Annotated in this window: 25 protein-coding genes; 8 read left to right on the top strand and 17 right to left on the bottom strand. The window is 60.8% G+C overall.

Going from position 1 to position 23,495, the window contains the following annotated elements:
* Positions 1–12 precede the first annotated feature (12 nt).
* Positions 13–1,101, top strand: coding sequence for an ABC transporter ATP-binding protein (locus IEV82_RS07495; protein ID WP_188481364.1), 1,089 nt, complete (start codon positions 13–15; stop codon positions 1,099–1,101).
* A gap of 85 nt (positions 1,102–1,186) precedes the next feature.
* On the opposite strand, the gene IEV82_RS07490 is transcribed toward IEV82_RS07495, so the two are convergent.
* Complete coding sequence (locus tag IEV82_RS07490) at positions 1,187–1,738, bottom strand: helix-hairpin-helix domain-containing protein (protein WP_188481363.1); 552 nt, start codon at positions 1,736–1,738, stop codon at positions 1,187–1,189.
* A gap of 150 nt (positions 1,739–1,888) precedes the next feature.
* On the bottom strand, positions 1,889–2,086 hold the full coding sequence (locus IEV82_RS07485) for a hypothetical protein (RefSeq protein WP_188481362.1): 198 nt from the start codon (positions 2,084–2,086) through the stop codon (positions 1,889–1,891).
* A gap of 308 nt (positions 2,087–2,394) precedes the next feature.
* On the opposite strand from IEV82_RS07485, the gene IEV82_RS07480 reads away from it, so the two are divergent.
* A complete protein-coding gene (locus IEV82_RS07480) occupies positions 2,395–3,507 on the top strand; it encodes a sugar-transfer associated ATP-grasp domain-containing protein (RefSeq protein WP_188481361.1) in 1,113 nt (370 codons plus the stop codon).
* 155 nt (positions 3,508–3,662) lie between these two features.
* Positions 3,663–6,596, top strand: a complete 2,934-nt coding sequence (uvrA, locus tag IEV82_RS07475) for an excinuclease ABC subunit UvrA (RefSeq protein ID WP_188481360.1) — start codon at positions 3,663–3,665, stop codon at positions 6,594–6,596.
* Between the two features lie 3 nt (positions 6,597–6,599).
* Here the strand turns inward: uvrA and IEV82_RS07470 are convergent, their stop codons facing one another.
* From IEV82_RS07470 to IEV82_RS07450, 5 genes are all read right to left on the bottom strand, one after another.
* Positions 6,600–8,174 carry a Hint domain-containing protein gene (locus tag IEV82_RS07470; RefSeq protein WP_188481359.1) on the bottom strand — a complete coding sequence of 525 codons (1,575 nt, stop codon included), beginning with the start codon at positions 8,172–8,174 and terminating at the stop codon, positions 6,600–6,602.
* 134 nt (positions 8,175–8,308) lie between these two features.
* Positions 8,309–9,181: a 3-hydroxyisobutyrate dehydrogenase gene (gene mmsB, locus IEV82_RS07465; RefSeq protein WP_188481358.1), complete on the bottom strand. Its 873-nt coding sequence runs from the start codon at positions 9,179–9,181 to the stop codon at positions 8,309–8,311.
* A complete protein-coding gene (locus IEV82_RS07460) occupies positions 9,178–10,227 on the bottom strand; it encodes an enoyl-CoA hydratase/isomerase family protein (RefSeq protein ID WP_188481357.1) in 1,050 nt (349 codons plus the stop codon). Before IEV82_RS07460 ends, mmsB begins: the two co-directional genes overlap by 4 nt.
* A gap of 85 nt (positions 10,228–10,312) precedes the next feature.
* The gene (locus IEV82_RS07455) at positions 10,313–11,452 is read right to left on the bottom strand and encodes an acyl-CoA dehydrogenase family protein (RefSeq protein ID WP_188481356.1); all 1,140 of its coding nucleotides are present in this window, start codon (positions 11,450–11,452) and stop codon (positions 10,313–10,315) included.
* Between the two features lie 76 nt (positions 11,453–11,528).
* Complete coding sequence (locus IEV82_RS07450) at positions 11,529–12,656, bottom strand: carboxylate-amine ligase (protein ID WP_188481355.1); 1,128 nt, start codon at positions 12,654–12,656, stop codon at positions 11,529–11,531.
* Positions 12,657–12,814: 158 nt separating this feature from the next.
* Here IEV82_RS07450 and IEV82_RS07445 point away from each other — a divergent pair, with 158 nt between their 5' ends.
* The gene (locus IEV82_RS07445; RefSeq protein ID WP_188481354.1) at positions 12,815–13,492 is read left to right on the top strand and encodes a Tle-like phospholipase domain-containing protein; all 678 of its coding nucleotides are present in this window, start codon (positions 12,815–12,817) and stop codon (positions 13,490–13,492) included.
* Between the two features lie 7 nt (positions 13,493–13,499).
* On the opposite strand, the gene IEV82_RS07440 is transcribed toward IEV82_RS07445, so the two are convergent.
* Together IEV82_RS07440 and IEV82_RS07435 are read right to left on the bottom strand one after the other, a co-directional pair.
* Complete coding sequence (locus tag IEV82_RS07440; RefSeq protein ID WP_188481353.1) at positions 13,500–13,931, bottom strand: hypothetical protein; 432 nt, start codon at positions 13,929–13,931, stop codon at positions 13,500–13,502.
* A 63-nt stretch (positions 13,932–13,994) separates the two neighbouring features.
* Positions 13,995–15,494, bottom strand: a complete 1,500-nt coding sequence (locus tag IEV82_RS07435) for a CoA-acylating methylmalonate-semialdehyde dehydrogenase (RefSeq protein ID WP_188481352.1) — start codon at positions 15,492–15,494, stop codon at positions 13,995–13,997.
* A 97-nt stretch (positions 15,495–15,591) separates the two neighbouring features.
* On the opposite strand from IEV82_RS07435, the gene IEV82_RS07430 reads away from it, so the two are divergent.
* The 3 genes from IEV82_RS07430 to coaD all read left to right on the top strand — a co-directional run bounded on the left by IEV82_RS07430 (position 15,592) and on the right by coaD (position 17,567).
* Positions 15,592–16,494, top strand: coding sequence for a LysR family transcriptional regulator (locus IEV82_RS07430; protein WP_188481351.1), 903 nt, complete (start codon positions 15,592–15,594; stop codon positions 16,492–16,494).
* Between the two features lie 54 nt (positions 16,495–16,548).
* Positions 16,549–16,983: a CBS domain-containing protein gene (locus tag IEV82_RS07425; protein ID WP_188481350.1), complete on the top strand. Its 435-nt coding sequence runs from the start codon at positions 16,549–16,551 to the stop codon at positions 16,981–16,983.
* Positions 16,984–17,066: 83 nt separating this feature from the next.
* Positions 17,067–17,567: a pantetheine-phosphate adenylyltransferase gene (coaD, locus tag IEV82_RS07420; protein ID WP_188481349.1), complete on the top strand. Its 501-nt coding sequence runs from the start codon at positions 17,067–17,069 to the stop codon at positions 17,565–17,567.
* A 52-nt stretch (positions 17,568–17,619) separates the two neighbouring features.
* Here coaD and IEV82_RS07415 read toward each other — a convergent pair whose 3' ends face one another.
* The 3 genes from IEV82_RS07415 to gap form a co-directional block, all read right to left on the bottom strand.
* On the bottom strand, positions 17,620–17,784 hold the full coding sequence (locus IEV82_RS07415) for a hypothetical protein (RefSeq protein WP_188481348.1): 165 nt from the start codon (positions 17,782–17,784) through the stop codon (positions 17,620–17,622).
* A 154-nt stretch (positions 17,785–17,938) separates the two neighbouring features.
* Positions 17,939–18,406 (bottom strand): DUF2383 domain-containing protein, encoded by a 468-nt coding sequence (locus tag IEV82_RS07410; RefSeq protein WP_229747707.1) that lies wholly within the window; start codon positions 18,404–18,406, stop codon positions 17,939–17,941.
* A gap of 141 nt (positions 18,407–18,547) precedes the next feature.
* Positions 18,548–19,549, bottom strand: coding sequence for a type I glyceraldehyde-3-phosphate dehydrogenase (gap, locus tag IEV82_RS07405; RefSeq protein ID WP_188481347.1), 1,002 nt, complete (start codon positions 19,547–19,549; stop codon positions 18,548–18,550).
* A gap of 300 nt (positions 19,550–19,849) precedes the next feature.
* On the opposite strand from gap, the gene IEV82_RS07400 reads away from it, so the two are divergent.
* A complete protein-coding gene (locus tag IEV82_RS07400; protein WP_188481346.1) occupies positions 19,850–20,488 on the top strand; it encodes a ribosome-inactivating family protein in 639 nt (212 codons plus the stop codon).
* Positions 20,489–20,503: 15 nt separating this feature from the next.
* Here IEV82_RS07400 and IEV82_RS07395 read toward each other — a convergent pair whose 3' ends face one another.
* The 5 genes from IEV82_RS07395 to IEV82_RS07375 form a co-directional block, all read right to left on the bottom strand.
* A complete protein-coding gene (locus IEV82_RS07395) occupies positions 20,504–20,647 on the bottom strand; it encodes a glyceraldehyde-3-phosphate dehydrogenase (RefSeq protein ID WP_188481345.1) in 144 nt (47 codons plus the stop codon).
* 54 nt (positions 20,648–20,701) lie between these two features.
* Entirely contained in the window at positions 20,702–21,220 is a 519-nt protein-coding gene (locus tag IEV82_RS07390; RefSeq protein WP_229747706.1) for a helix-turn-helix transcriptional regulator, read from the bottom strand.
* Complete coding sequence (locus IEV82_RS07385; protein ID WP_188481344.1) at positions 21,217–21,756, bottom strand: cytochrome b/b6 domain-containing protein; 540 nt, start codon at positions 21,754–21,756, stop codon at positions 21,217–21,219. The genes IEV82_RS07390 and IEV82_RS07385 overlap by 4 nt, the downstream gene beginning before the upstream one ends.
* 50 nt (positions 21,757–21,806) lie before the next feature.
* On the bottom strand, positions 21,807–22,058 hold the full coding sequence (locus IEV82_RS07380) for a PepSY domain-containing protein (protein WP_188481343.1): 252 nt from the start codon (positions 22,056–22,058) through the stop codon (positions 21,807–21,809).
* A gap of 142 nt (positions 22,059–22,200) precedes the next feature.
* Positions 22,201–23,460 carry an MFS transporter gene (locus IEV82_RS07375; protein WP_188481342.1) on the bottom strand — a complete coding sequence of 420 codons (1,260 nt, stop codon included), beginning with the start codon at positions 23,458–23,460 and terminating at the stop codon, positions 22,201–22,203.
* Positions 23,461–23,495: the final 35 nt, after the last annotated feature.

The raw sequence follows: 23,495 nt of genomic DNA, 5'->3' as shown, positions 1-23,495 counted from the left end.
GGAGGGACAGTCATGGCCAATCTGAAGCTGACGGATGTCGAAAAGACCTATGCGGGCGCGGTCAACGTGCTCAACAACATCAATCTCGACATCACGCAGGGCGAACTGATCGTGTTTGTCGGCCCGTCCGGCTGTGGCAAGTCCACCCTGTTGCGGATGATTGCCGGATTGGAAAAGATCACCGGCGGCACGCTCGAAATCGACGGGCAGGTGGTCAATGACATGCCGCCCGCAATGCGCGGCATCGCCATGGTGTTCCAGTCCTACGCGCTGTACCCGCACATGACGGTGCGCGAGAACATGCAGTTCGCGCTCAAGATCGCCAAGAAACCCCAATCCGAGATAGACGCGGCGGTGGACCGGGCGGCCAAGATGCTGCAACTCGACCCATATCTCGACCGCCTGCCCAAGGCTCTGTCCGGGGGGCAACGACAGCGCGTGGCCATTGGCCGGTCCATCGTGCGCGACCCCAAGGTGTATCTCTTCGACGAGCCGCTTTCGAATCTGGATGCGGCGCTGCGTGTCGCCACCCGGATCGAGATTGCGCAGCTCAAGGAGCAGATGCCGGACTCGACAATGATCTACGTGACCCACGATCAGGTCGAAGCCATGACTTTGGCCACCCGGATCGTCGTGCTGGCCAACAAGGGCATCGCGCAGGTCGGCGCGCCGCTTGATCTCTATGAACGCCCGAACAGCGAATTCGTCGCGCAGTTCATCGGTTCACCGGCGATGAACCTGCTGCCCGGCGAAATCACCGGCACGGGCCAGCAGACCACGATCAAGATGGAAGGCGGCGGCACCGCGGTGTCGGATTACCCGACCACGGACGCGGATATGGGTCTCAAGGTCAATGTCGGCGTCCGGCCCGAGGATTTCCTCGAAACCGACGGGGACCACATCTTCGAAGGCAAGGTGAACATCACCGAAGCCTTGGGCGAGGTGACGCTGCTTTATTTCGCCAAACAGGGCGAGGCGGATCCGGTGATCGGCAAACTGCCGGGCATCCATGCCGGTCTGCGGGGCAAGCCGGTGAAACTGGGCGCAAGTCCGGACAAGGTGCATGTGTTCCATGACGGGGTGTCGCTGCTCTACCGCTGACGCAGTCAAACACCCAGAAAAAACCGGGTCCGCGATGTGCTGGCCCGGTTTTTCATGAATCATGCGTTACCGTTTCGCGGATCGGTCAGGCCGCCTTGGCCTTCTTCTTGGACTTGGCTTTGGTTTTCTTGGTCTTGTCGGTCTTGTCGGTCTTGTCGGTCTTGCCCTTGTCCGCGGATTTTTTCTTGTCCGATGCGGTTTTCTTGGTCTTCCCGGTCTTCTTGACGTCCGCGTCAGCCTTTTTCGACTTTTCAGCCTTCTTCGCCTTGGCAGGTTTCCCGGCTTTCTTCGTCTTGGTCTTTTCGTCTTTTTTCTTGCCCTTGGCGGGTTTCTTTTCGGCCTTGGGCTTTGCTGCCTCGACAGGTGCGTCTTCGACAGGCGCTGCGTCTGCCGATGGAACCGCCAAGACCACCAGCGTGGTGTCGGGCTGATCAGCCTGAATGTCCGAGGAGGCCGTCGGCGCGTTGCCCGCGGCAGTTTCCTGCCACGCGGCGGCACGCGAAGCGGAAACGCCGGGAATGGCGGTCAGCACAGCCGTGTCCGCCTTTGCCAGCGTCTTGCCATCAACGATACCTGCAGCTTCGAGCCGTTTGGCCAATGCCGGTCCAATGCCGTGAATGTCGGTCAGTCGTGTCATGTTCTGATGGTCCCCTCGAACTATGGTCAGGCCGCTTTCTTGAGCGCCTTCCTGGCTTGTTTCAGTTTCTTTTCCTGCCGGACAACCTTGGCCTTGCGGCTTTTCACTTCGGCTTTGAGGCTTTTGATTGTCGATTTCTTCGCCATGTCATCAGTCCTTTTTCGATAGTTTGGTCGGTTCGGTCTCATGCTCTTGCAGAAAATCGCGGATGAACCGCCGGATCTCGCGCGCAGCGCTGGTATCCAGCCGGTCACACAGGTCGACAAAGGCATCGCGGTCGTCTTTCGCGATGCGAATGATCAACTGACCATCCTTGCGCTGTTTCTTCGGCTTTTCGGTTTTTGCCACGCAAGTGATCTCCTTCAAGAGCCTTGTCCTGTTACGACAATGTAACCGCAATGTATATACAAAAACGAACGGATAAACTCTCCTTCGCTTTATTTGGGCCTATTGCCGAGCAACCGGATGCCCGACGTTCGCGAAAGTAACGTCAATCCGATGATCAGCAATCCGCTGGCGTGCACGGGGCAAATCGGACAAACCGCCCGGTCACCAGGTTCACCCACAGCTCTCGGAAACCGCACAATCGGCGTAACTCTGCCTTATTGTTTCCACATCCGGCATCTACGACAGGGGAAACATCAATGAGGTAAAGCATGTCCGTTTACGTCGAAGACGTCGCCCAGATGCTGGGCAAGAACAAGGTAAACTTGGCTGAGAAGCTGACGACTGCCGCTCGTGCCAGCGGTCGGAGCCCGATCGCTATCGCGCTTGATTTCTACAAGCTGCGCAAGCAGCGCGGCAAGCTGAAGTTCTACGAATACTTGATGTACAAGCTCTACGACCGTACGAAATGGACCGATGACGCGCGGTCGCGCTTTATCTCGGCTGACCTGCACTGGCCCACCATCGATAAATGCAATGATCGGCAATGGTGGTCGGTTACGGAAGACAAGTGGCTGTCCTCCTCCATCCTCGGCGCGCACGGCATCCCGCAGCCCAAGAATGCCGCGGTGTTCGACCGCAGCGCACGCGCCTATCCGGATGTGCCCAAGCTGGAGGGCGCGGAAGACCTGCGGAACTTCCTGACGACTTCGGCGGAGTTCCCGCTTTTCGCCAAGAACCTAAACGGCATGTGGAGTGCTGGAGCGGTGCGCCTGTCCGGTTGCACCGAGACACACGTGATGGTCGATGGTCGAGACCCAGTCACCTTCGATGACCTCGCCACCGAGATTTTCGGTGATCGTGGCTACCTGATCCAGCACTGCGTCAAACCGCACAGCTTCTTCAAGGGCATCACAGATGCGGTTGCGACAGTGCGCTGTGTGAATCTGATCACGGATGAAGGTCTTGCAGTGCCGGCCACCGTACTGAAATTGCCGATGGGCAATAATGTCGCCGATAATTTCTGGCGGGCTGGCAACCTTTTGTGCCACCTTGACCCCGAAACAGGCGAAGTGCTCAAGATCGTATCCAGCCGCAACGGTGACCTGACCTACCACGATACGCTTCCGGGTCATGACCGCGATTTGGTCGGTGAATGCCTTCCTCATTGGCAGGCTTTGCGCAACGTCAACGAACAGGTTGCCCGGATGCACGCGGTCAACCGTTTTGGTTCGACTGACATCGCCCTGACCGAAGACGGCCCTGTCGTCATCGAAGTGAACAATGGAAGTGCGTTCGAGCTGGTTCAGATTGCCACCGGGCAGGGCTTGCTGACCGACGAAATCCTTGCCTTTTTCGACAGCTGCGGCGTCAAATTGCAATAATTCGACGCACGCTTTCTATTCACGGCCTCGGACAGGTTCCGGGGCCGTTTGTATTTTTTGTGATCGAACCCAAAAGTTCCTTCTTTGTTCTCATATTCCGATTGGCGAAACGCGCACCATCACCTATGTGTTAGTCATCCGTACCGGGGGATCACATGCCAGAGCTGAAGAACATCGAAGTGCGTGGCGCGCGCGAGCACAATCTCAAGAACATCGACGTGGATATTCCGCGCGACCAGCTTGTGGTGATCACCGGGCTGTCGGGCTCGGGCAAATCGTCCCTTGCGTTCGACACCATCTATGCCGAGGGCCAGCGGCGCTACGTTGAATCGCTGTCGGCCTATGCGCGGCAGTTCCTCGACATGATGCAGAAGCCCGATGTGGATCACATCTCGGGCCTGTCGCCAGCCATTTCCATCGAGCAGAAGACCACCTCGAAGAACCCGCGCTCCACCGTCGGCACGGTGACCGAGATCTACGATTACATGCGCCTTTTGTTTGCGCGTGTCGGCACGCCCTACAGCCCCGCCACTGGCCTGCCCATCGAGGCGCAGCAGGTGCAGGACATGGTGGACCGCGTCATGGCGATGGAGGAGGGCACACGCGCCTATCTTCTGGCGCCCATCGTGCGCGACCGCAAAGGCGAGTACCGCAAGGAATTCCTTGACCTGCGCAAGCAGGGTTTCCAGCGGGTCAAGGTGAACGGGCAGTTCTACGAACTGGACGAACCGCCGACGCTCGACAAGAAGTTCCGTCATGACATCGACGTGGTGGTGGACCGTCTGGTGGTGAAGGAGGGGCTGGAGACGCGGCTTGCCGACAGTTTCCGCACTGCGCTGGATTTGGCGGATGGCATTGCCATTCTCGAAACGGTGCCTTCATCGGGCGCTGACGCGACCTCTTCAGGCGAGGAGGGCGCGCAAGCGACCGATGAGCCCCACCGCCACACGTTCTCGGAAAAATTCGCCTGCCCGGTCAGTGGCTTCACCATCTCGGAAATCGAACCGCGCCTGTTTTCGTTCAACGCGCCGTTCGGCGCCTGCCCGGAGTGCGACGGTCTCGGGGTTGAACTGTTCTTCGATCCCAACCTCGTTGTGCCCGACACGACGCTCAAGATCAGCGATGGCGCGCTGGCTCCGTGGCGCAAAGGCAAGAGCCCGTATTTCCTGCAAACCATTGAATCGCTTGCGAAACACTACGGTTTCAACAAGAACGCCCGCTGGAAGGACCTTGATCCGCATATCCAGCAGATCTTCCTCTACGGCTCGGGCGACGAGGAAATCCCGTTCCGCTATGACGAGGGTGGCCGCGTCTACCAGGTGACACGCACCTTCGAAGGTGTGATCCCGAACATGGAACGCCGCTACCGCGAAACCGACAGCAACTGGATCCGCGAGGAATTCGAGCGCTTCCAGAACAACCGATCCTGCGGCACCTGTGGCGGCTACCGCCTGCGGGAAGAGGCGCTGGCGGTCAAGATCGGTCCCGCCAAAGGCGGGCAAGACCAGCTTCTGCATGTCGGTCAGGTCGTCCAGATGTCGATCAAGGACGCGTTTGACTGGTGCCAGACCGTGCCTGACCACCTGACCACCCAGAAGAACGAAATCGCCAAGGCGATCCTCAAGGAAATCCGAGAACGGCTGGGGTTCCTGAACAATGTGGGTCTCGAATACCTGACGCTGTCGCGAAACGCAGGCACGCTGTCGGGCGGTGAAAGCCAGCGGATCAGGCTTGCCAGCCAGATCGGATCGGGCCTGACAGGTGTGCTTTACGTTCTGGACGAGCCGTCCATCGGCCTGCACCAGCGCGACAATGACCGGCTGCTCGGAACGCTGAAATCCCTGCGCGATCAAGGCAATACGGTGATCGTTGTCGAACATGACGAAGAGGCGATCCGCGAGGCGGATTACGTCTTCGACATTGGACCCGGCGCCGGTGTGCATGGCGGGCAGGTGGTCTCGCACGGCACGCCCAAGCAGGTGGCGGACGATCCCGCATCGCTGACCGGCCAGTACCTGAGCGGCGCGCGCGAGATTGCCGTGCCGTCAGAGCGGCGCACGGGCAAGAAGGGCAAATCGATCACCGTGGTCAAGGCCACGGGCAACAACCTGCAGAACGTCACAGCCGAATTCCCGTTGGGCAAGTTTGTCTGCGTCACGGGTGTGTCCGGCGGCGGCAAATCCACGCTGACGATCGAAACCCTGTTCAAGACCGCCTCCATGCGCCTGAACGGCGCGCGCCAGACACCCGCGCCCTGCGAGACCATCAAGGGGTTGGAGCATCTGGACAAGGTGATCGACATAGACCAGCGGCCCATCGGGCGCACGCCGCGGTCGAACCCCGCCACCTATACCGGGGCCTTCACCCCGATCCGCGACTGGTTCGCCAGTCTGCCCGAAGCCAAGGCGCGCGGGTACAAGCCGGGCCGGTTCAGCTTCAACGTCAAGGGCGGGCGCTGCGAGGCCTGTCAGGGTGACGGCGTCATCAAGATCGAGATGCACTTCCTTCCGGACGTCTATGTCACCTGCGAGACCTGCAAGGGCGCGCGCTACAACCGCGAAACTTTGGAAATCAGGTTCAAAGGCAAGAGCATAGCCGACGTTCTTGACATGACGGTTGAAGATGCGCAGGAGTTCTTCAAGGCGGTTCCAAGCATCCGCGAAAAGATGGATGCACTGGTGCGCGTGGGCCTTGGCTATATCAAGGTGGGCCAACAGGCGACGACCCTGTCTGGCGGCGAAGCACAGCGCGTGAAGCTGTCCAAGGAGCTGGCCAAACGGTCAACCGGGCGCACGCTTTACATCCTTGATGAGCCAACAACCGGCTTGCATTTCGAGGACGTCCGCAAGCTTCTTGAGGTGTTGCATGAGCTTGTGGAGCAGGGCAATTCTGTCATCGTGATCGAACACAACCTAGACGTGATCAAGACGGCGGACTGGCTGATCGACATTGGCCCGGAAGGCGGCGATGGCGGTGGTCAGATCGTGGCGACAGGCACACCCGAAGAGGTGGCCGAGGTCGCGGCCTCCCATACCGGGCGCTATCTCAAGCCGATGCTGGAGGCGAAAAAACCGCTCGCGGCAGAGTGATCTTCACGCGGCGCGGGCCTGCAATGCCTGCGCCTCGTAGGTCTTGAGGATCGGACGCGCGGCAGCCCATCCTGCGGAATCGATATCCGCCAGTTCCGGGAACAGCGTGATGATCTCGGCACATGCCTCGTTGGGGAAGGTGTGGCGCATCATCGGGCCGGGCAGGTAGCTTTCCGACAACAGCCCGCTGGAGGACAGGATGTTGTGCTGGTCGAAGAGCAGATGCACATAGGTCACCGGCGTCTCGCTTTCCTCGCGTCGCACGGTCTTGTCGTTCACCAGATCCTTGGCCTTGACCAGCACTTCGGATTCCCCGAACAGCAATTCCGCCCAGATATCGCGGATCAGAACGCGGTGCTGCGGTGACAGAAGCACATCCGCCTCGGCGCCGTAACTGCCCGCGCAAATGCGGATCGGCGCGAAATTGTCCCGCGCCTCGATCTCGCGCGCCCCGATCCAGCGCAGCGGCTGCGCCCCATTGTCCAGCGTCAGAACGAGATCACCGGGGCGCAGATCCTGCACCGGCACCGGGCCTTTGGGTGTGTCGATCAGCGTGCCCGCGACAAAACACGGCAGCTGGTTGACCTGAACGATCCCGGTATCGTCCTGACCGACGCCGTTGTTGATCGTATAGGTGAAATACGCAGTCTCGACATCCCCATCCGACAGCACGGTCAGCGTGCCATCGGCGTTGAGGGTTACCGTCTGGCCCGAGGTCAACGTGACTGACCCACCAGGACCCACGGCGATGCCATTGATATGGGTCACCGTCAGCGTGCCCGCCGTGGTGCTGTCATTGTCCATCACATTGATGGTCTTGGAGCTGTTCAGACCGATATTGGCGCTGTCATCCAGTGCGATGATGGACGACTGGATCGACCCACCTGCAATGAGGAAATTGGTATCATAATTGGGGTCCGACGTATCGGCGACACCCAGTTTGATCGTGTTCGGCACACCGGGATTCACCGGCGCGACAAAGGTCAAGGTGACCGTCAGACCGTCCATTTCGGTGTTGAACTGGTCGAGCGTGTTGTCCTTGTAGAGGTTCGGCGTCGTCGCGCTGTTGATGTTGCCGATCGATGCCTGACCATTGCCCACCGAAACTGTCGCTTCGACTCCGTTGACCCAGACACCTACGGTGTCGAGAAAGGTCGAATTCACGAATTCCGGGTATTCATCCGAGGCGATTACAAAATCCACTGTGATGAAATCGCCCGCCGGGGTGAACACCACTTCGAGAAAGGCAGCGTCAAAGGTGTTCCGACCTGCCAGCGCATCGAAGTCCGCATCGCGGTTTATACCCGATGTGTTCGTGCCGGTAGAGCCGCTGATATTTGTGTTCAGGGTGCCGGAATTATTGGTGAAATCCGCAACAAAACCGGTCGACATGATGACACCGGAATCTCCGGGAACCACACCCGGAGAGATCGTGTCTCCGTTGGAGTAGATGCCCGAGGATCGGAAGTCGCCGGAATAGGTCGCGCTGCTGACCGTCACACCAGAGCCGAAAATGGCATTGGCCATTTGCAATGCCGTGGCATTGATGTTGATCGGGAGTTCCTGCGCGATGGGCATGTTGGGCCGCCTTGCCGTTAACCGTGTTGTTCAGACGGTTTTGCTCCGACAAGGCGGCGATCTTTTGTAGGAATCTCGTTATCTTTTGGGCATTTCCTTCGGGACTGATCGCTATCTTTGGATCATTGTGGCGGCTATCCGCGCCCGCGTTTTTCGAAACGCGGCAGCATCGCGGAAAAATCCCGCCCGGCGCCGTCTTCGTCCTCGACGAAGCGGCGATAGAGCTCTGTTGCCTGCTGACCCAGAGGTGTATCGGCGTCCGACGCCTCGGCGGCCTGCTGGCTCAGGCGCAGGTCCTTGAGCATCAGATCCGCCGCAAAACCCGGGGTATAGCCGTTATCCGCAGGCGATTTGGGGCCGACACCGGGTGCGGGGCAATAGGCGTTCATCGACCAGCTTGATCCTGACGAGGTGCTGACCACGTCGAACATCGCCTTGCGGTCCAGACCCAGCTTGTCGGCCAGTGCAAAGGCTTCGCATGTGGCGATCATGGTCACGCCAAGGATCATGTTGTTGCAGATCTTGGCCGCCTGACCGTTGCCCGACGGACCGCAATGGACCGATTTCTGCCCCATTGTCTCGAACAGGGGCAGGGCGCTCTGATACGCCTCGTCCGATCCGCCCACCATGAAGGTCAGCGTTCCAGCCGCAGCACCGCCGATGCCTCCCGACACAGGCGCATCCAGCGGCAGCAATCCCGCCGCCTCGGCCTCCTGCGCAACCGAACGGGCGGTGTCCACATCCACGGTCGAGCAATCCAGCAGCACCGCGCCCTTGCGCATCACGGGGATGATCTGCGCCGCAACGGCGTGCAGGATCTGGCCGTTGGGCAGCATGGTGATCACCACATCCGCGTCCCGTGCCGCATCGGCAGCGCTGCGTGCTGGCGTCACACCGTCCACTGTCACTGTCGCCATGTCATAGCCGGTCACGTCATGGCGCGCCTTGGCCAGATTGCCCGCCATCGGCGCACCCATGTTGCCCAGACCGATGAACCCGATTTTCATGCCTCGCTCCTTTGCTCGAATGTCACCTCTGCACCCTCCACCGGGCGCAGCATGGTTGTCACGTCAGTGTTCGAAACCCCGTCCAGATCATGCGACCATTTCGGGGATTTGTCCTTGTCGATGATCGCCGCGCGAATGCCTTCGATGAAATCACCATGCTCCATCGACCGCGAGGTGAAGCGGTACTCCATCTGCAAAGCCTGTCTCATGTCGCCATTCCCGGCGCGCAGCCGGTGCAGGATCTCGACCGTGCAAGCCAGAGACAGGGGCGCGCTGCGGGTCAATCTGGCAAGTGCGTCTTGCGCAAAGCTGCCATTGTCCGCGCGAAGTGTCTTCACAATCTCACCCAAAGACCCGCCGCCGAAAAGCGCGTCGATCTGTGACTGCGCCTCTTTCAGCCAGGCGTCGGGTGCAGGGCGGGCTGCTGTGGTCAGAACCGCCAGATCGCCCTCGGCACATAGATTGGCCTTGAGGCCGTCCCACTTGTCTTCGGGAACGTACAGATCGGCGAACCCCACATGGATCGCGTCGCCCGGTCCCATCCTGTCCGTGGTCATGCCAAGGTATTCCCCCAGATGCCCGGAGGCGTGCGCCAGCAGATATGACCCGCCAACATCGGGGATCAGACCGATCCCGCATTCCGGCATGGCGATCCTCGAACTGTCACCCACCACCCGATGCGAGCCGTGGCAGCCGACGCCCACACCACCACCCATCGTGAAGCCCTGCAGAAAGCTTACCACCGGTTTGGGGTATTCAGCGATCAGCGCGTTCATCCGGTACTCGTCGCGCCAGAAGCGTTGACCATAGGCATAGTCACCGGCGGTCCCGGTCGCGTACATCTCGGCAATGTCTCCGCCTGCGCAAAACGCCTTGTCGCCCTCGGCGTCGATCAAGACAAGCTTGACCGTCGGATCGGCCCGCCAGGTCCAGAGCGCGTCTTCGATGGCGAGACACATGTCATAAGTAAGCGCATTCAGCGCTTTCGGCCGGTTCAGTGTGATGTGGCCTGCGTGGCCATCCTTGCGGATATGGATGTCGGTCATCGAGTGTCGTGCCTGTGGTTGTTGCCAGGGGGCGCTGCGCGCCTCACCTCCGGGGTATTTGTGGCCCAAAGAATCCACGGCCAGCTTACTTGGCAAGCAAGTGTCGCGCCACGATCAGGCGCATGATCTCGTTGGTCCCTTCGAGGATCTGATGCACGCGCAGGTCGCGGACCAGCTTTTCGATTCCGTAATCGGCAAGGTATCCGTAGCCACCGTGCAATTGCAGGCACTGATCGACAACCTTTGATCCGGCCTCGGTGACGAATTTCTTGGCCATCGCGCAGAACTTGGTGGCGTCCGGCTGCTGGGTGTCCAGCTTCCACGCCGCCTGACGCAGAAACGTGCGCGCGGCCTGCAATTCGATCTCCATATCCGCGAGCCGGAACTGCAGAGCCTGGAACTGGTCGATCGAGTGCCCGAACGCCTTGCGCTCGGCCATATAGGCGAGGGTCGAGGTCATCCCGGCCTGTGCCGCGCCAAGAGAGCAGGCCGCGATGTTGAGCCGCCCGCCATCCAGCCCCGCCATCGCGTAGGCAAAGCCGCGCCCTTCTTCGCCCAGCAGGTTGTCCGCCGGGATCTTGCAATCGTCGAACTGCACCTGCCGCGTCGGTTGACTGCGCCAGCCCATCTTGTCCTCGAGCCCGCCAAAGCTCAGCCCCGGTGTGCCGTCTTCCACCAGCACCGCCGAAATGCCTTTTGGGCCTTCGGCACCGGTGCGCACCATGGCGATATAGAGATCGGAATAGCCGCCGCCCGAGATGAACGCCTTGGTCCCGTTGAGCGTGTAGCCCTCGTTTGTCCGTTCGGCGCGGGTTTTCAGCGCCGCCGCATCCGATCCGCTGCCCGGTTCCGTCAGGCAATAGCTCAGCACGGTTTCCATCGTCATCGCCTTGGGCAACACACGCGCCTTCATGTCGTCATCGGCAAAGCTGTCGATCATCTTGGCGCACATGTTGTGGATCGACAGGAAAGACGCGACCGACGGACAGGCCATCGACAGCGCCTCGAACACCAGTGTTGCGTCCAACCGGCTCAGGCCCGACCCGCCGCTCTCCTCAGAGACGTAAAGCCCGGCAAAGCCCAATTCGCCCAGCTGCGGCCAGAGATCCTTGGGGATCGTGCCCTGTGCTTCCCAGTCGCGGGCATGGGGGGCGATATGCTCCTGCCCAAAGGCGTAGGCCATGTCGAAAATGGCGGTCTGTTCTTCTGAAAGGGCAAAATCCATCGCGCCGCTCCTCCCGTTGGATGCGTGAATTGAACAAGTGTTTAATTGCCAACTGTTTCAGGACTTTTGCAAAAGGTCAAAGCCCCTCGTGGAAGGCCTCGACAAGATGGCCGACAACCGCCTGCATCTGGCCATCCGCATCCTTGCCCGCCGCCTTGGCCTCGGCCACGACCGCGCGCTGGCGGGTCGATGCATTGCCATGCGCGACAAAGTCCCGTGCATGCTCCAATTCGCGGTAACAGCGCAGGATGCCCGCATCCTCTTCGACAAGTTCGATCAATTCGTCGGTGAGTTCCGCCATCGGCACGATCTCACCGCGGCCAAAGTCGATCAGCCCGTCGGTGACCCCGTAGCGCTGTGCCCGCCAGCGGTTTTCGCTGATGAGGAACGGATCATACCGCCGCCAGCGCTGGTTGCGCACCCGCAGCCGCCACAGCATCCGCAGCAGGCACTGGTTGATCGCCGCCAGCGTCAGCGTGTCCTCAAGGCGGGGCTGCACATCCATGATGCGGGTCTCAAGTGTCGGGAAAGAATGCGACGGCCGCAGATCCCACCATATCTTTGAGCTGTCCTCGATCACCCCCAGATCGACCAGCACCTGAACCGAGCGTTCATATTCCGACCAATTGTCAAAGGTCGGCGGAAGGCCGGTGCGGGGCAGGTTGTCGAAGACCGAGATCCGGTACGACGCGAGCCCCGTATCCTGACCCTGCCAGAACGGCGAAGAGGTGGACATCGCCAGCAGATGCGGCAGAAAATACGCCATCTGACCCATCAGGTCCGCCCGCAGCGCGTCATCGTTCAGCCCAACATGCACATGCATGCCACAGATCAGCATGCGTCGCACCACGCCACCCAACGCATCCTGAAGCGCGTTGTAGCGGTCCTTGTTGGTGTGATGCTGCGTCTTCCAATCGCCGAACGGGTGGCAAGAGGCGGCAATCGGCGCAAGGTTATGCACCCGCGCATAGCGCGCCACGGTGCTGCGCAACCGCTTGAGATCCTCGCGCGCGGCATTGATATCGGCACAGACCTTGGTGCCGATCTCGATCTGGCATTGCAGAAACTCGGGGCTGACCTGGCTGTCCAACTCCGCAGCACAGGCCTCCATGAGCCCGTCCGGGGCCTCGGCAAGCGCCATGCTGTCAAGATCGACCAGCAGGTATTCTTCTTCGATTCCAATGCTGAATGGCGGTTCCTGCATGGCATGCCTCCGGTCCGGGTCACGTCAGGATGACGGCTTGCGGGGCAAAATGCAAAACCTGTTGCAGCATGCTTGCAGGCCGTGCTGTCAAAAAATGTTCCGTATTTCGATTTTGTGGCGTTAGAGTTTCCGCATTTAGACGCACAAGGATTTTCAAGATGCCCAAAATTTCCGAGTTCGCCCGCATGTCGAGCGGCGCGTATGATGCCACCCCGTCAGTCCCGCGCTGGGTTGCTGCAACACCTCAATACGATCCGAATTCCGGATTGCGGTCAGTCATCTTTACCGATGGATCAGTGTTCGTGGTGGCCTTTCGCGGCACCGACAACACCTCGGATCTGGTCGAAGACGCGCAGCTGACCTTTGCGATCAACACCGCGATGTACCCGATTGGCGAAGCGGTTGCCGCCGGGGCCGGGTCGCATGGCCCGGTCTATGTCACCGGACATTCGCTGGGCGGTGCGGTTGCGCAGGTGGTCGGGTCACGCATGGGCCTGCCATTCGTGACCTTCAATGCCCCCGGCGTGGCCCTCATCGCGTCGCGCAATGTGTGGCAGACCAACCCCTTGGCGTTTCAGGCGCGCGCCTTCGGGGCGGCGGTCAGCGCGATCACCGATCCGGGGCAGACCTACCGTGACGCCCGCGCGGCGTTCAGCATCGCCAATGGCAAGAATTACCGGCTGAGCACGGATGTCGTCAGTGGAACCGGTGTTCATTACGGCGATGTGATCACCCTGCCAGCGGGAACGGCAAATCCGCTGACCGCGCATGGGATCGCGACGATGATCGGCGTCTTGGACCGCGTGGCAGCAGGAGGACTGACCTTTCCCGGCTGAAACAGGGTCAGTCTATCTTTCGCAGGTCGGTCTGCAACATGTCGTCGATGGTCTCGCAGGGCAGGCCAAGGGCCGACATCACCGCGTCCTCGCGTTCGAAAACGACGGCGATCACACCCTGGCTGACGGACCAGCCGTTCTTGGCCAGCGCCGCCGCGCGCAGCGACAGGGGGGTGTTGGCGAAATACACCATCAGGGTCTCGGTCTCGCGCATCGCGAGTTCGGCACCCTTGGTGGCTTGCAGTTGCATGATCCGGGCAAAGTCGCGTTCCATGTCGGTGATGCGGCTCAGGTCGACCAGGTGGCGCTGACCGGGGCGGGCGCCGGGGTCACGCGCGTAGGTGTCGAACGCCTTGAGGCTGTCTTCCACCATCATCGCTCCGCTGTAGCGCACATAGACAAGGTTGTGGCGTGGCAGGATTTGATATGTGACAGGCATGGGATCTCGTGAAAAAAGGGGCGATCTTGAACCGCCCCTTTTTCCTGCAATTTTGATACCAAATCAATCCATTGCCTTGAAGTTGAACTCTCCGCCTTCCTTGATCCCCGACGGCCAGCGCGAGGTGATCGTCTTGGTGCGAGTGTAGAACTTGAAGCTGTCGGGGCCGTGCTGGTTCAGGTCGCCGAACATGGATTTCTTCCAGCCGCCGAAGGTGTGGTAGGCCAGCGGCACCGGGATCGGCACGTTGATGCCCACCATGCCGATATTCACCCGGTGTGCGAAATCGCGGGCGGTGTCGCCGTCGCGGGTAAAGATCGCGGTGCCGTTGCCGTATTCGTGGTCCATCGCCAGCTTGAGCGCCTCTTCGTAGGACCCCGCGCGCACGGTGGACAGGACGGGACCAAAGATCTCCTGCTTGTAGATGTCCATGTCCGGCGTCACGCGGTCAAAGAGATGCGGACCGACGAAGAACCCGTTTTCATAGCCCTGCAATTTGAAATCGCGGTTGTCCACGACCAGCTCGGCACCCTGATCGACGCCGGACTGGATCAGGCCGAGGATGCGCTCCTTGGCTTCTCGCGTCACCACGGGGCCGAAATCCACGTTGTCGCCATCGGTATAGGGCGCGACGCGCAGCTTTTCGATCCGGGGCACCAGCGCGCCGATCAGCCGGTCTGCCGTTTCTTCACCGACAGGCACAGCAACGGATACCGCCATGCAGCGTTCGCCCGCCGCACCAAAGCCCGCGCCGATCAGCGCGTCGGCGGCCTGGTCCATGTCGGCATCCGGCATGACGATCAGGTGGTTCTTGGCGCCGCCAAAGCATTGCGCGCGTTTGCCGTTCGCGGTGGCGCGGCTGTAGATGTATTGCGCAATCGGGGTCGATCCGACAAAGGACACACCCTGGATGATATCATGATCGAGCAGCGTATCGACGGCTTCCTTGGTGCCGTTCACGACCTGGAACACACCCTTGGGCAGACCGGCTTCGACGAACAGCTCGGCCAGCATCAGCGGCACCGAAGGGTCACGCTCGGACGGTTTCAGCACCACCGCGTTACCGCAAGCCAGCGCCGGGCCGACATGCCAGAGCGGCATCATCGCGGGAAAGTTGAATGGCATGATCGACGCGACCACACCCAGAGGCTGACGCATGGAATACATGTCGATGCCGGGGCCAGCGTCGTCGGTGTATTCACCCTTGAGCATCTGCGGCGCGCCGACGCAATATTCGATCACTTCGAGACCGCGCTGAAGATCGCCCTTGGCATCGGGGATCGTCTTGCCGTGCTCGCGGCTCAGCGCCTCGGCCAGAATGTCCATGTCGCGGTTCATCAGCGCGACCATCTTCATCATGACGCGTGCGCGCTTCTGCGGGTTGGTGGCGCCCCAGGCGACCTGCGCCTTTGCAGCCTCCTCGACGGCCTTTGATACCTCGGCCGGGCTGGCCAGCGGCACCTTGGCCTGAATCTCGCCCGTGGCGGGGTTGTAGACATCGCCGAACTGGCCGGACGTGCCCTTGACCATCGCGCCGTTGATGAAATGCGTGAGTTCTTTCATGGTGGATCTCCCTTTTGCGCGCAGCATAGCCTTGCAAAAATGCGGATCAAAGAGGCAATATCCCAAATACGTTTTGCAAAAATGCAAAGGTTTCGGGATGCAGAGCTGGGACGACCTGCGGATTTTCCTGTCCGTCGCGCGCAGTGAAACCCTGTCCGGGGCGGGCCGGGCGCTGCGCATGGACGCCGCCACCGTGGGCCGCCGCATCGCGCGTCTTGAAGATGCCATCGGGCAGGCGCTGTTCGTCAAAAGCCCGCAGGGCTACGCGCTGACCGAAGCGGGCACGCGGCTGATCGACCATGCCGAACGCGCCGAACAGGCAATGCAGGGTGCGCAATCGGTTCTGACGGGTGAGGCGGGCACCCTGACCGGCCAGATCCGCATTGGCGCACCGGATGGCTGTGCGAATTTCGTGCTGCCGCGTGTCTTCGCGGACCTGTCCAAGGCCAATCCGGATCTGGACCTGCAGATCGTCGCGCAGCCCCGCGTGGTCAACCTGTCACGACGCGAGGCGGATATGGCGATCACCGTCAGCCCGCCCACCGCGTCGCGGCTGTCCTATCAGCGGATCACCGACTACACGCTGCACCTTGCCGCCAGCCAGACTTACCTCAGGTCGCATCCGCTCATCACCTCGGTCGCGGATCTGCGACATCACCGGATCGTAGGCTACATCCCCGACATGATCTTCGACAAGGAACTGGATTACCTCAGTGACCTTTCGCTGGATCGCGTTGCGCTGGCGTCGAACTCGGCCTCTGTGCAGATCCAGATCCTGCGGCAGCATGGCGGCATCGGCATCGCGCATGATTTCGCGCTGCCCTTTGCGCCGGGTGTCACCCGCGTCCTGACCGATGCGCTGTCCTTCACCCGCAGCTTCTACCTCGTGCGCCACGCCGAGGACCGTCGCCTTGACCGGATCTCCCGCTTTGCCACCGCGCTTGCGCACGGCGTGCGGTCCGAGGTCGCGCGGCTCGAGTCTCTGCTCGCAGGCACTTGACAGGACATGGCTGCGTGAAGACGCTGAACACTCACAGGCACCGGAGGACCGACCATGCAAGTTCATCACATTCTCAAAAGCAAGGCCACGGATGAAGTCGTGACCGTGAAGTCCGGCACCACCATCTCGGATGTGGCACGGATCCTCACCGACAAGCGCATCGGCACGGTTGTCGTGTCGAATGACGACGAGATCGCGCTTGGTATCCTGTCCGAACGCGACATCGTGCGGGAACTGGCCAATCGGGGCGCGACCTGCCTTTCGGAGACGGTGGACAGCTACATGACGGAAAAGCTGGTGACCTGCAGCCGCAATGACGATGCCGATCACATCCTTGCCCAGATGACCGAAGGCCGGTTCCGCCACATGCCCGTGGTCGAAGATGGCAAGCTGGTGGGCCTCATCACCATCGGTGATGTGGTCAAGGCGCGGCTGACGGAACTGGCGATGGAGCGCAACGCGCTGGAAGGGATGATCATGGGGCATTGACCTCAAGAACCGTCATCTGCTTGATCTTCCCGCAGTTTTGATGCCAGACAAGGGCGAAACTGGCGTTCTACCGGAGATTGCCCATGCGCATCGGTCTTTATCCCGGGACATTTGACCCGATCACACTGGGCCATATCGACATCATCCGCCGTGCGGCGGCGCTGGTCGACCGGCTTGTCATCGGCGTGGCGATCAACCGCGACAAGCGGCCGATGTTCGATTTGGATGAACGGGTCGCGATGATCGAGGCCGAATGCGTGTCGCTGTCCGAACAGACCGGGATCGAGATTGTCGTGCATCCGTTCGAGAACCTTCTGATCGACTGCGCGCGCGATGTAGGCGCGTCGATCATCGTGCGCGGCCTGCGGGCGGTGACGGATTTCGAATACGAGTTCCAGATGGTCGGCATGAACCGCGCCCTGGATGACAGCGTCGAGACCGTGTTCCTGATGGCCGAAGCCCGTCATCAGGCGATTGCGTCGAAGCTGGTCAAGGAAATCGCCCGGTTGGGGGGGGATGTGTCGAAATTCGTCACTGCGCCGGTGCGGCATGCGTTGATCGAAAGGTTCGACACGCCGAAATGACAAAAGCCGCGCAGGCAAGCGCGGCTGTGTCCTTTTCACCCTTGGGTGTGTCTTAGCGGCCGTAGATAGCCTGAGATGCGATCTTTTCGGCATCGCCCTGATAGATGTTCAGGTCAAGCGCCACATCCAGAGGCATCGACCGGATTTCCCGAACAGTGCGATGATAAGCGGCCCGCTTTTGAAGACGGTTCCGCAGGGAAGACATAAAATGGGCCATGGTCAGTCCTTTCCTTGCTCTATGGTCCTGAGCAGGGCGCTGTTTGCGCTACCAGCTACACAAAGCAAGATAAGGATGCTGCGCTGCAGAACAATGCACACTTGGGAAAGCCCGCCTTGCGTCTGATGCAAGGGTCGGGCGATCCGGCTTACGTTCAATCCAGGTGTGCGGTGCGCTGCAAGAGGTCTTCAAGCTCGGCGCGCATGGCGATCAGCTGCGCCTCGTGTGGCGCGGCGCTGTTGGCTTCGGCTTCGCGGAAGGCCGACAGCACCTGTTCCTCGCCATTGCGGACCTGGTCCATCACGTCCTCGTCGATCTCGTCGAACAGCGCGCGGATGGACACCATAGCCTTGTTCACGGTGCCCATGAGCGATCCATCGGCATCGACATGCCCGTGCAGGAGCCGCGCGATCTGTTCCGCGTGACGGGCATGCATGTCGCGGAACGAGGTGGCCACGTCGCGAAACTCGGGCTCGGCCTTGTCGACCATGACGTCGAAACCGGCCTTGGCATCGACGATGCGGGTGTAGAGGTCACGCAAGTGATCGTTCGGCGTGGTGGGCTCGGCCTGCATCGTCGGGTCGAGATGCGGTTTTCCGGGGGTGAGGGCGCTATCGGTCATGATGTCTCCTTTTCCGTCGGGATGTGTCCCGGTCTTGAAAAGGTAATTCCGGAAACCCTTTCGGGTTCCCGGATCAGCCATGCCGGTCTACAGCATCGGCGCAGTTCTGCCGTTACGGGAAAACGGCGCGCCGGACCGATGTCAGATCAGCTTGCCCATCGCCACGGTGGTATCCGCCATGCGGTTGGAAAAGCCCCATTCATTGTCATACCAGCTCAGGATGCGGACCATGTGGCCATCCATCACCTTGGTCTGGTCGGTATGGAAGATCGACGAATGCGGGTCGTGGTTGAAATCCGACGACACCAGCGGCTTGTCGGTATAGCCAAGAATGCCCTTGAGCGGGCCATCGGCAGCCGCACGGATCGCGTCGTTGATCTCCTCGACCGTGGTATTGCGTGATGCGGTGAAGGTCAGATCGACCACCGACACGTTCGGCGTCGGCACCCGGATCGCCACGCCATCCAGTTTTCCGTTCAGTTCGGGCAGCACCAGACCCACGGCCTTGGCGGCCCCCGTGGAGGTCGGGATCATGCTGAGCGCGGCAGCCCGCGCGCGGTACAGATCCTTGTGCATCGTGTCCAGCGTCGGCTGGTCGCCGGTATAGGAGTGGATCGTGGTCATGAATCCACGCTCGATACCGATGGCATTGTTGAGCACGTAAGCCACCGGGGCCAGACAGTTGGTGGTGCAGGACGCGTTCGACACGATCAGGTCGTCGGCGGTCAGGCTGTCATGGTTCACGCCGTAAACGATGGTCTTGTCGGCATCCTTGCCCGGTGCAGAGATCAGAACCCGGCTTGCGCCGTTTTCCAGATGCGCCTGGCACGCCTCTTTCGAGGTGAAGATGCCGGTGCATTCCAGAACCACGTCCACATCCGACCACGGCAGGTCGGCGGGGTTGCGGATCGCCGTCACCTTGATCGGGCCACGGCCCACGTCGATGAAATCCTCGCCCGTGGTGACCTCGACCGGGAAACGCCCGTGCACGCTGTCATATTGCAGCAGATGCGCGTTGGTCTCGACCGGACCCAGATCGTTGATCGCGATGACCTCGATATCGGTGCGACCGGATTCGATGATGGCCCGCAGAATGTTGCGGCCGATGCGGCCAAATCCGTTTATGGCGACTTTGGTGCTCATGTGGATGTCCTCACTGGTTCGGACAGAGTGCTCTGCCGGGTTCCGTTACCGCTAACAAACAGAACCGCGCAAACCTGTCAAGCAAAGCGCGGCGCCGGCCCGTCGGCGACAAGCTGCCGGTCATCGCATTCCGACCGGAGCCATCGTGGTTCTGACTGGCGGTTCCGGTTTTGACAGGTGCCATCCGATCTGCATAGCATGTCAGCATTGTTCTTCAGAGATTCACGCGGCGGTTCGGTTCCCCGTTCTTCATTTTTCCGGGCATATCCAGCGCCTGCCGCCCCTTCATCAGGATCGGCCATGGCAGAATTGTTTGATATTCTCGGTGGGCAATATCTCGAGTTGATCGAGACGTTGCGCAAGGCTTTCGCGCAAAGATCACCCGCACTTCTGGAAGTAACCCTGAGCGGCACGCTCAACGGCAAATCGAAATCGGTCACAATCGGCATCGAGACCTCGGCACCCTATTACGTGCAGGTCATCAACGGTCACCGTCTTTCCGCGACCGAGGAAAGCTACGCCAACAAACCGATGCCGCATCCGTTCAACCTGACACATATCCACGCCGCTCTTGGCGTTTCGGGGCCTCAGCGCACCGAGATGGACAAAAAAGCATTCGTGTCGCTCATCTTCATCACATCCGAGGCCGCCCGCTTCGAACCTTTCGCACGGCACATCAACACGCTGATCAAGGATGGCGATGGGGCAAGCGTTCTCGACTACGAACGCGCACGGTTCTACATGAACAACTGGAAGAATCTTTACGACCTGACCCATGGTAGCGGCGCGATGTATTTCAAACCGCTGACAGAAGCCAACATGCACAATTGGAACTATTTCCACCAAATCGTCGTGCAAAAAGGCGATGGCAACATGAACCTGCCGTTCTCTGCCACGCAGGCGAGCTTGAGGCCAAAGGCACTGCGTGATCTGCGTTAGGTCAGCACGCCCCTGTCACCGCCAGAACGCGATCCAGTCAAGCAGATCGACCCCCTTGGAGGCCAGGAACAGGAAGCCGTCGCCACCTGTCAGGAAGGCGTCGATGGCCAGCCCGCCGAGGATCAGCATCCCCAAACCTATGGCGATTGAATTGGTCATCCCGGCCTTGTCCCTCTGCTTCGAGGCAAAGAATGCCAGAGCGGGAATGGCTTGTCACGCGGCCACGGTATCAGGCGTGTGGGGAATGGACATCAGGTCCTCGATGAACAGGCTGAGGAACGCGCCGCGACCAGTGACACCTGCCTTGCGATAGATGCCGTTCAGATGCGCCTTGACCGTGCCCTCGGCAGAGCCGCGTAGATCAGCGATTTCGGCAATGCTGAAACCCTTGAGCGTGAACAATGCCACATCGCGTTCCGACGGAGTCAGGGCCCACGCATCGAACCGCGACTCTGCGATATCGTGAAACGCGCCCGCCGCGAGACCCAGCTGTTCCTCGAGATGCGCCTTGCGCCGCAGCAGGGCGAACAGGTACCGGGTTTCGAAGATCACGCCAGCAATCAGCGCCAGAACCGCCAGCAGTTCGACCACGAAATGGCTCGAGACGAAGGCACCGAGGCCCATGTCGAGCCCGTCAACTGCGACATCCCACAGAAAGAACGCCGCGCAAAGGATTTGCGCGACGATCAGGACAACGAGGGAGACCGGCTTGCTGGAAGGGAAAAGTGTCACGGCTCTGTCCTGGCTCCGTCCGGTACGGTCTTGATGCCGGTGATCATGGCGCGGGGCAGGTTGACACCGCTCCGGCGGCTTTCCCAGATCACTGCAAGCACGTGCACGACGATGGAAATTTCGGCCCACGTTACCAAGGCTTCGTGCAGGTCTTCAACCCAGTCCACGCCCCAGAAGGCATTGGTGCTCATCATCCAGCCGGTAACCGCGATCAGCAGGATCGACAAGAGCAGGTTGAAGATCATCACCGCGCCCAGCGGCGTGTGGCCGAGATGCAGGCGTTTGCGGCCTGTCGCCATGTCAGACACTTGTGCTGTGATCCGTGCTGAGGAGGGCCAGAACGATGAAAACCGCGCATAGCGCGATCCGATCAGCCCCCAGACCAGTCGTGCCGCGATCAGGGCGGCGATGGCATAGCCGAGGTTCTCGTGCAATGTGCTGTCGTCGTCGGTGAACAGCGCATTGGCGGCAAACCCGGCCACAAGCGCCCAGTGAAAGACCCGGACGAACGGGTCCCAGATTTTGTAGGATGTCATGTCAGGCTCCGGGGTTGGCGGTCCGCGCGATGGGCGCGGACCTGCTGCAATCAATCGTCGATCTGGGTGCGCACCACGTTCAGTGCGGCATCGAGATACAGCTCGAGGCGCTGACCATCCTTGAGGACATAGGCTTCGATCATGCCGTCCTCCATGTCGATCTTGCGGACCTCGTAGCCCTCCGCCGTCAGCTTGGTGCGGATTTCGGTCATGCGTTCGGTCGACAGGCCGTAATCGTCGCTCGAGGCATGGGCGGATACGGGCAGGGCCAAGGCAAGGGCGAGGGCGAGAATGCGGGTCATGGGGTAACTCCTTCAGGGGTTATGGGTGCCACGGCATGTGGCGCCGATGCCCTTCAGGTCGCAGCTTGAACGGTCGATTGACATTGGCCGACGGTTCAGGTGCCCCGTCCTGCAACTTTGGTTTAGAGCCGGAACGCGCCGATCAGGCCTCGGCCTCGCGCTCGATCTCTGCCTGTTCGGCGGCCCATGTGCCCGCCGCCTCGACCGCAAGGGGCGACGCCGTCGGCAAGACACCAAGATAGCTGTCGCTTTCCGACACCGGCGCGGCCGCGCGCTGTGTCATGCGGTAGAGCGAATAGAGGGCGATCGCGACAAAGGTCACGCCAATCACCAGCCAGAACGCCTGCGGCCCCAGCTGTTCCATGGCGCTCCCTGCCGCCAACGGCCCGAGGATTGCCCCGATGCCGAAGGTCATCACCAGCCCGCCCGACGCGGCCGGCATGTCCGCCGGATCAAGCGCGTCATTGGTATAGGCGAGGATCAGTGCATAGAGCGGCGTGGTGACGCCTCCGGTCAGGAACGCGGCCCCCATCAGGAACCACAGGTCCGGCCCGTTGATCCAGCCGAGGACGCAGAACATCGCGCCCAGCACCGAACACCCCAGGATCAGGGTCCGGCGATCCATCCGGTCCGACAGCCACCCGATTGGAAATTGCAGCAGCAGCGCGCCGCCGAAGAGCATCGCGATAAACAGCGCGATCTCGTTGGCGCTCATTCCGACCTGCGTGCCGTAGACCGCGCCCATGCCGGATTGCGTGGCATAGATGGTGCCCAGCAGGAAGATGCCCACCGTGCCCAAAGGTGATGACTGGAAGAGGCTGCGCAACGCCATCGGACGCGTCACATCCGCAGCCGGGGTCGGTGTCACGCTCAACAGGATCGGACCGAAGGAGATCGAGACAAGGATCGACGCACCGATGAACAGCCCGGCTGTCGCCGCGTCCCCGAAGGTCAAAAGTCCCTGCGCGCCGATGATGCCCAGCGTCTGCGCGATCATGTAGGCCGACAGCACCTTGCCGCGTGTCTCGTTGGTGGCCGACGCGTTGAGCCAGCTTTCCGCCGTCACATAGATGCCCGACATGCAAAAGCCGACAAGGATGCGCAGGATCGTCCACAGGATCGGATCGGTGAACAGCGGGAAGGCGATCAATCCGGCGGACATGAAGCTGCCAAGCGCCGCAAAGACCCGCACATGGCCCACCCGTCGGATCAGGTCGGGGGTCATCCGCGCGCCCGACAGGAAGCCAATGAAATAGCCCGACGTCACGATCGCCAGATCGAAGGCCGAGAAGCCCTCGACGCCGCCACGCAGGCCGATCAGCGTGAAATGCATGCCATTGCCCAGCATGATGAACACGATGCCGATCAAGAGCGCCCAGATGCCTGAAAATACCTGGAACATGGTCGTGCCTCCAACTCCTGTGCGATGCGGTCATG

It is taken from the genome of Marivita lacus, from assembly GCF_014637725.1.
GTDB lineage: Bacteria > Pseudomonadota > Alphaproteobacteria > Rhodobacterales > Rhodobacteraceae > Marivita > Marivita lacus.
Note: the sequence above shows the minus strand (reverse complement) of the source record. Positions and strands in the feature narration are given on the sequence as shown.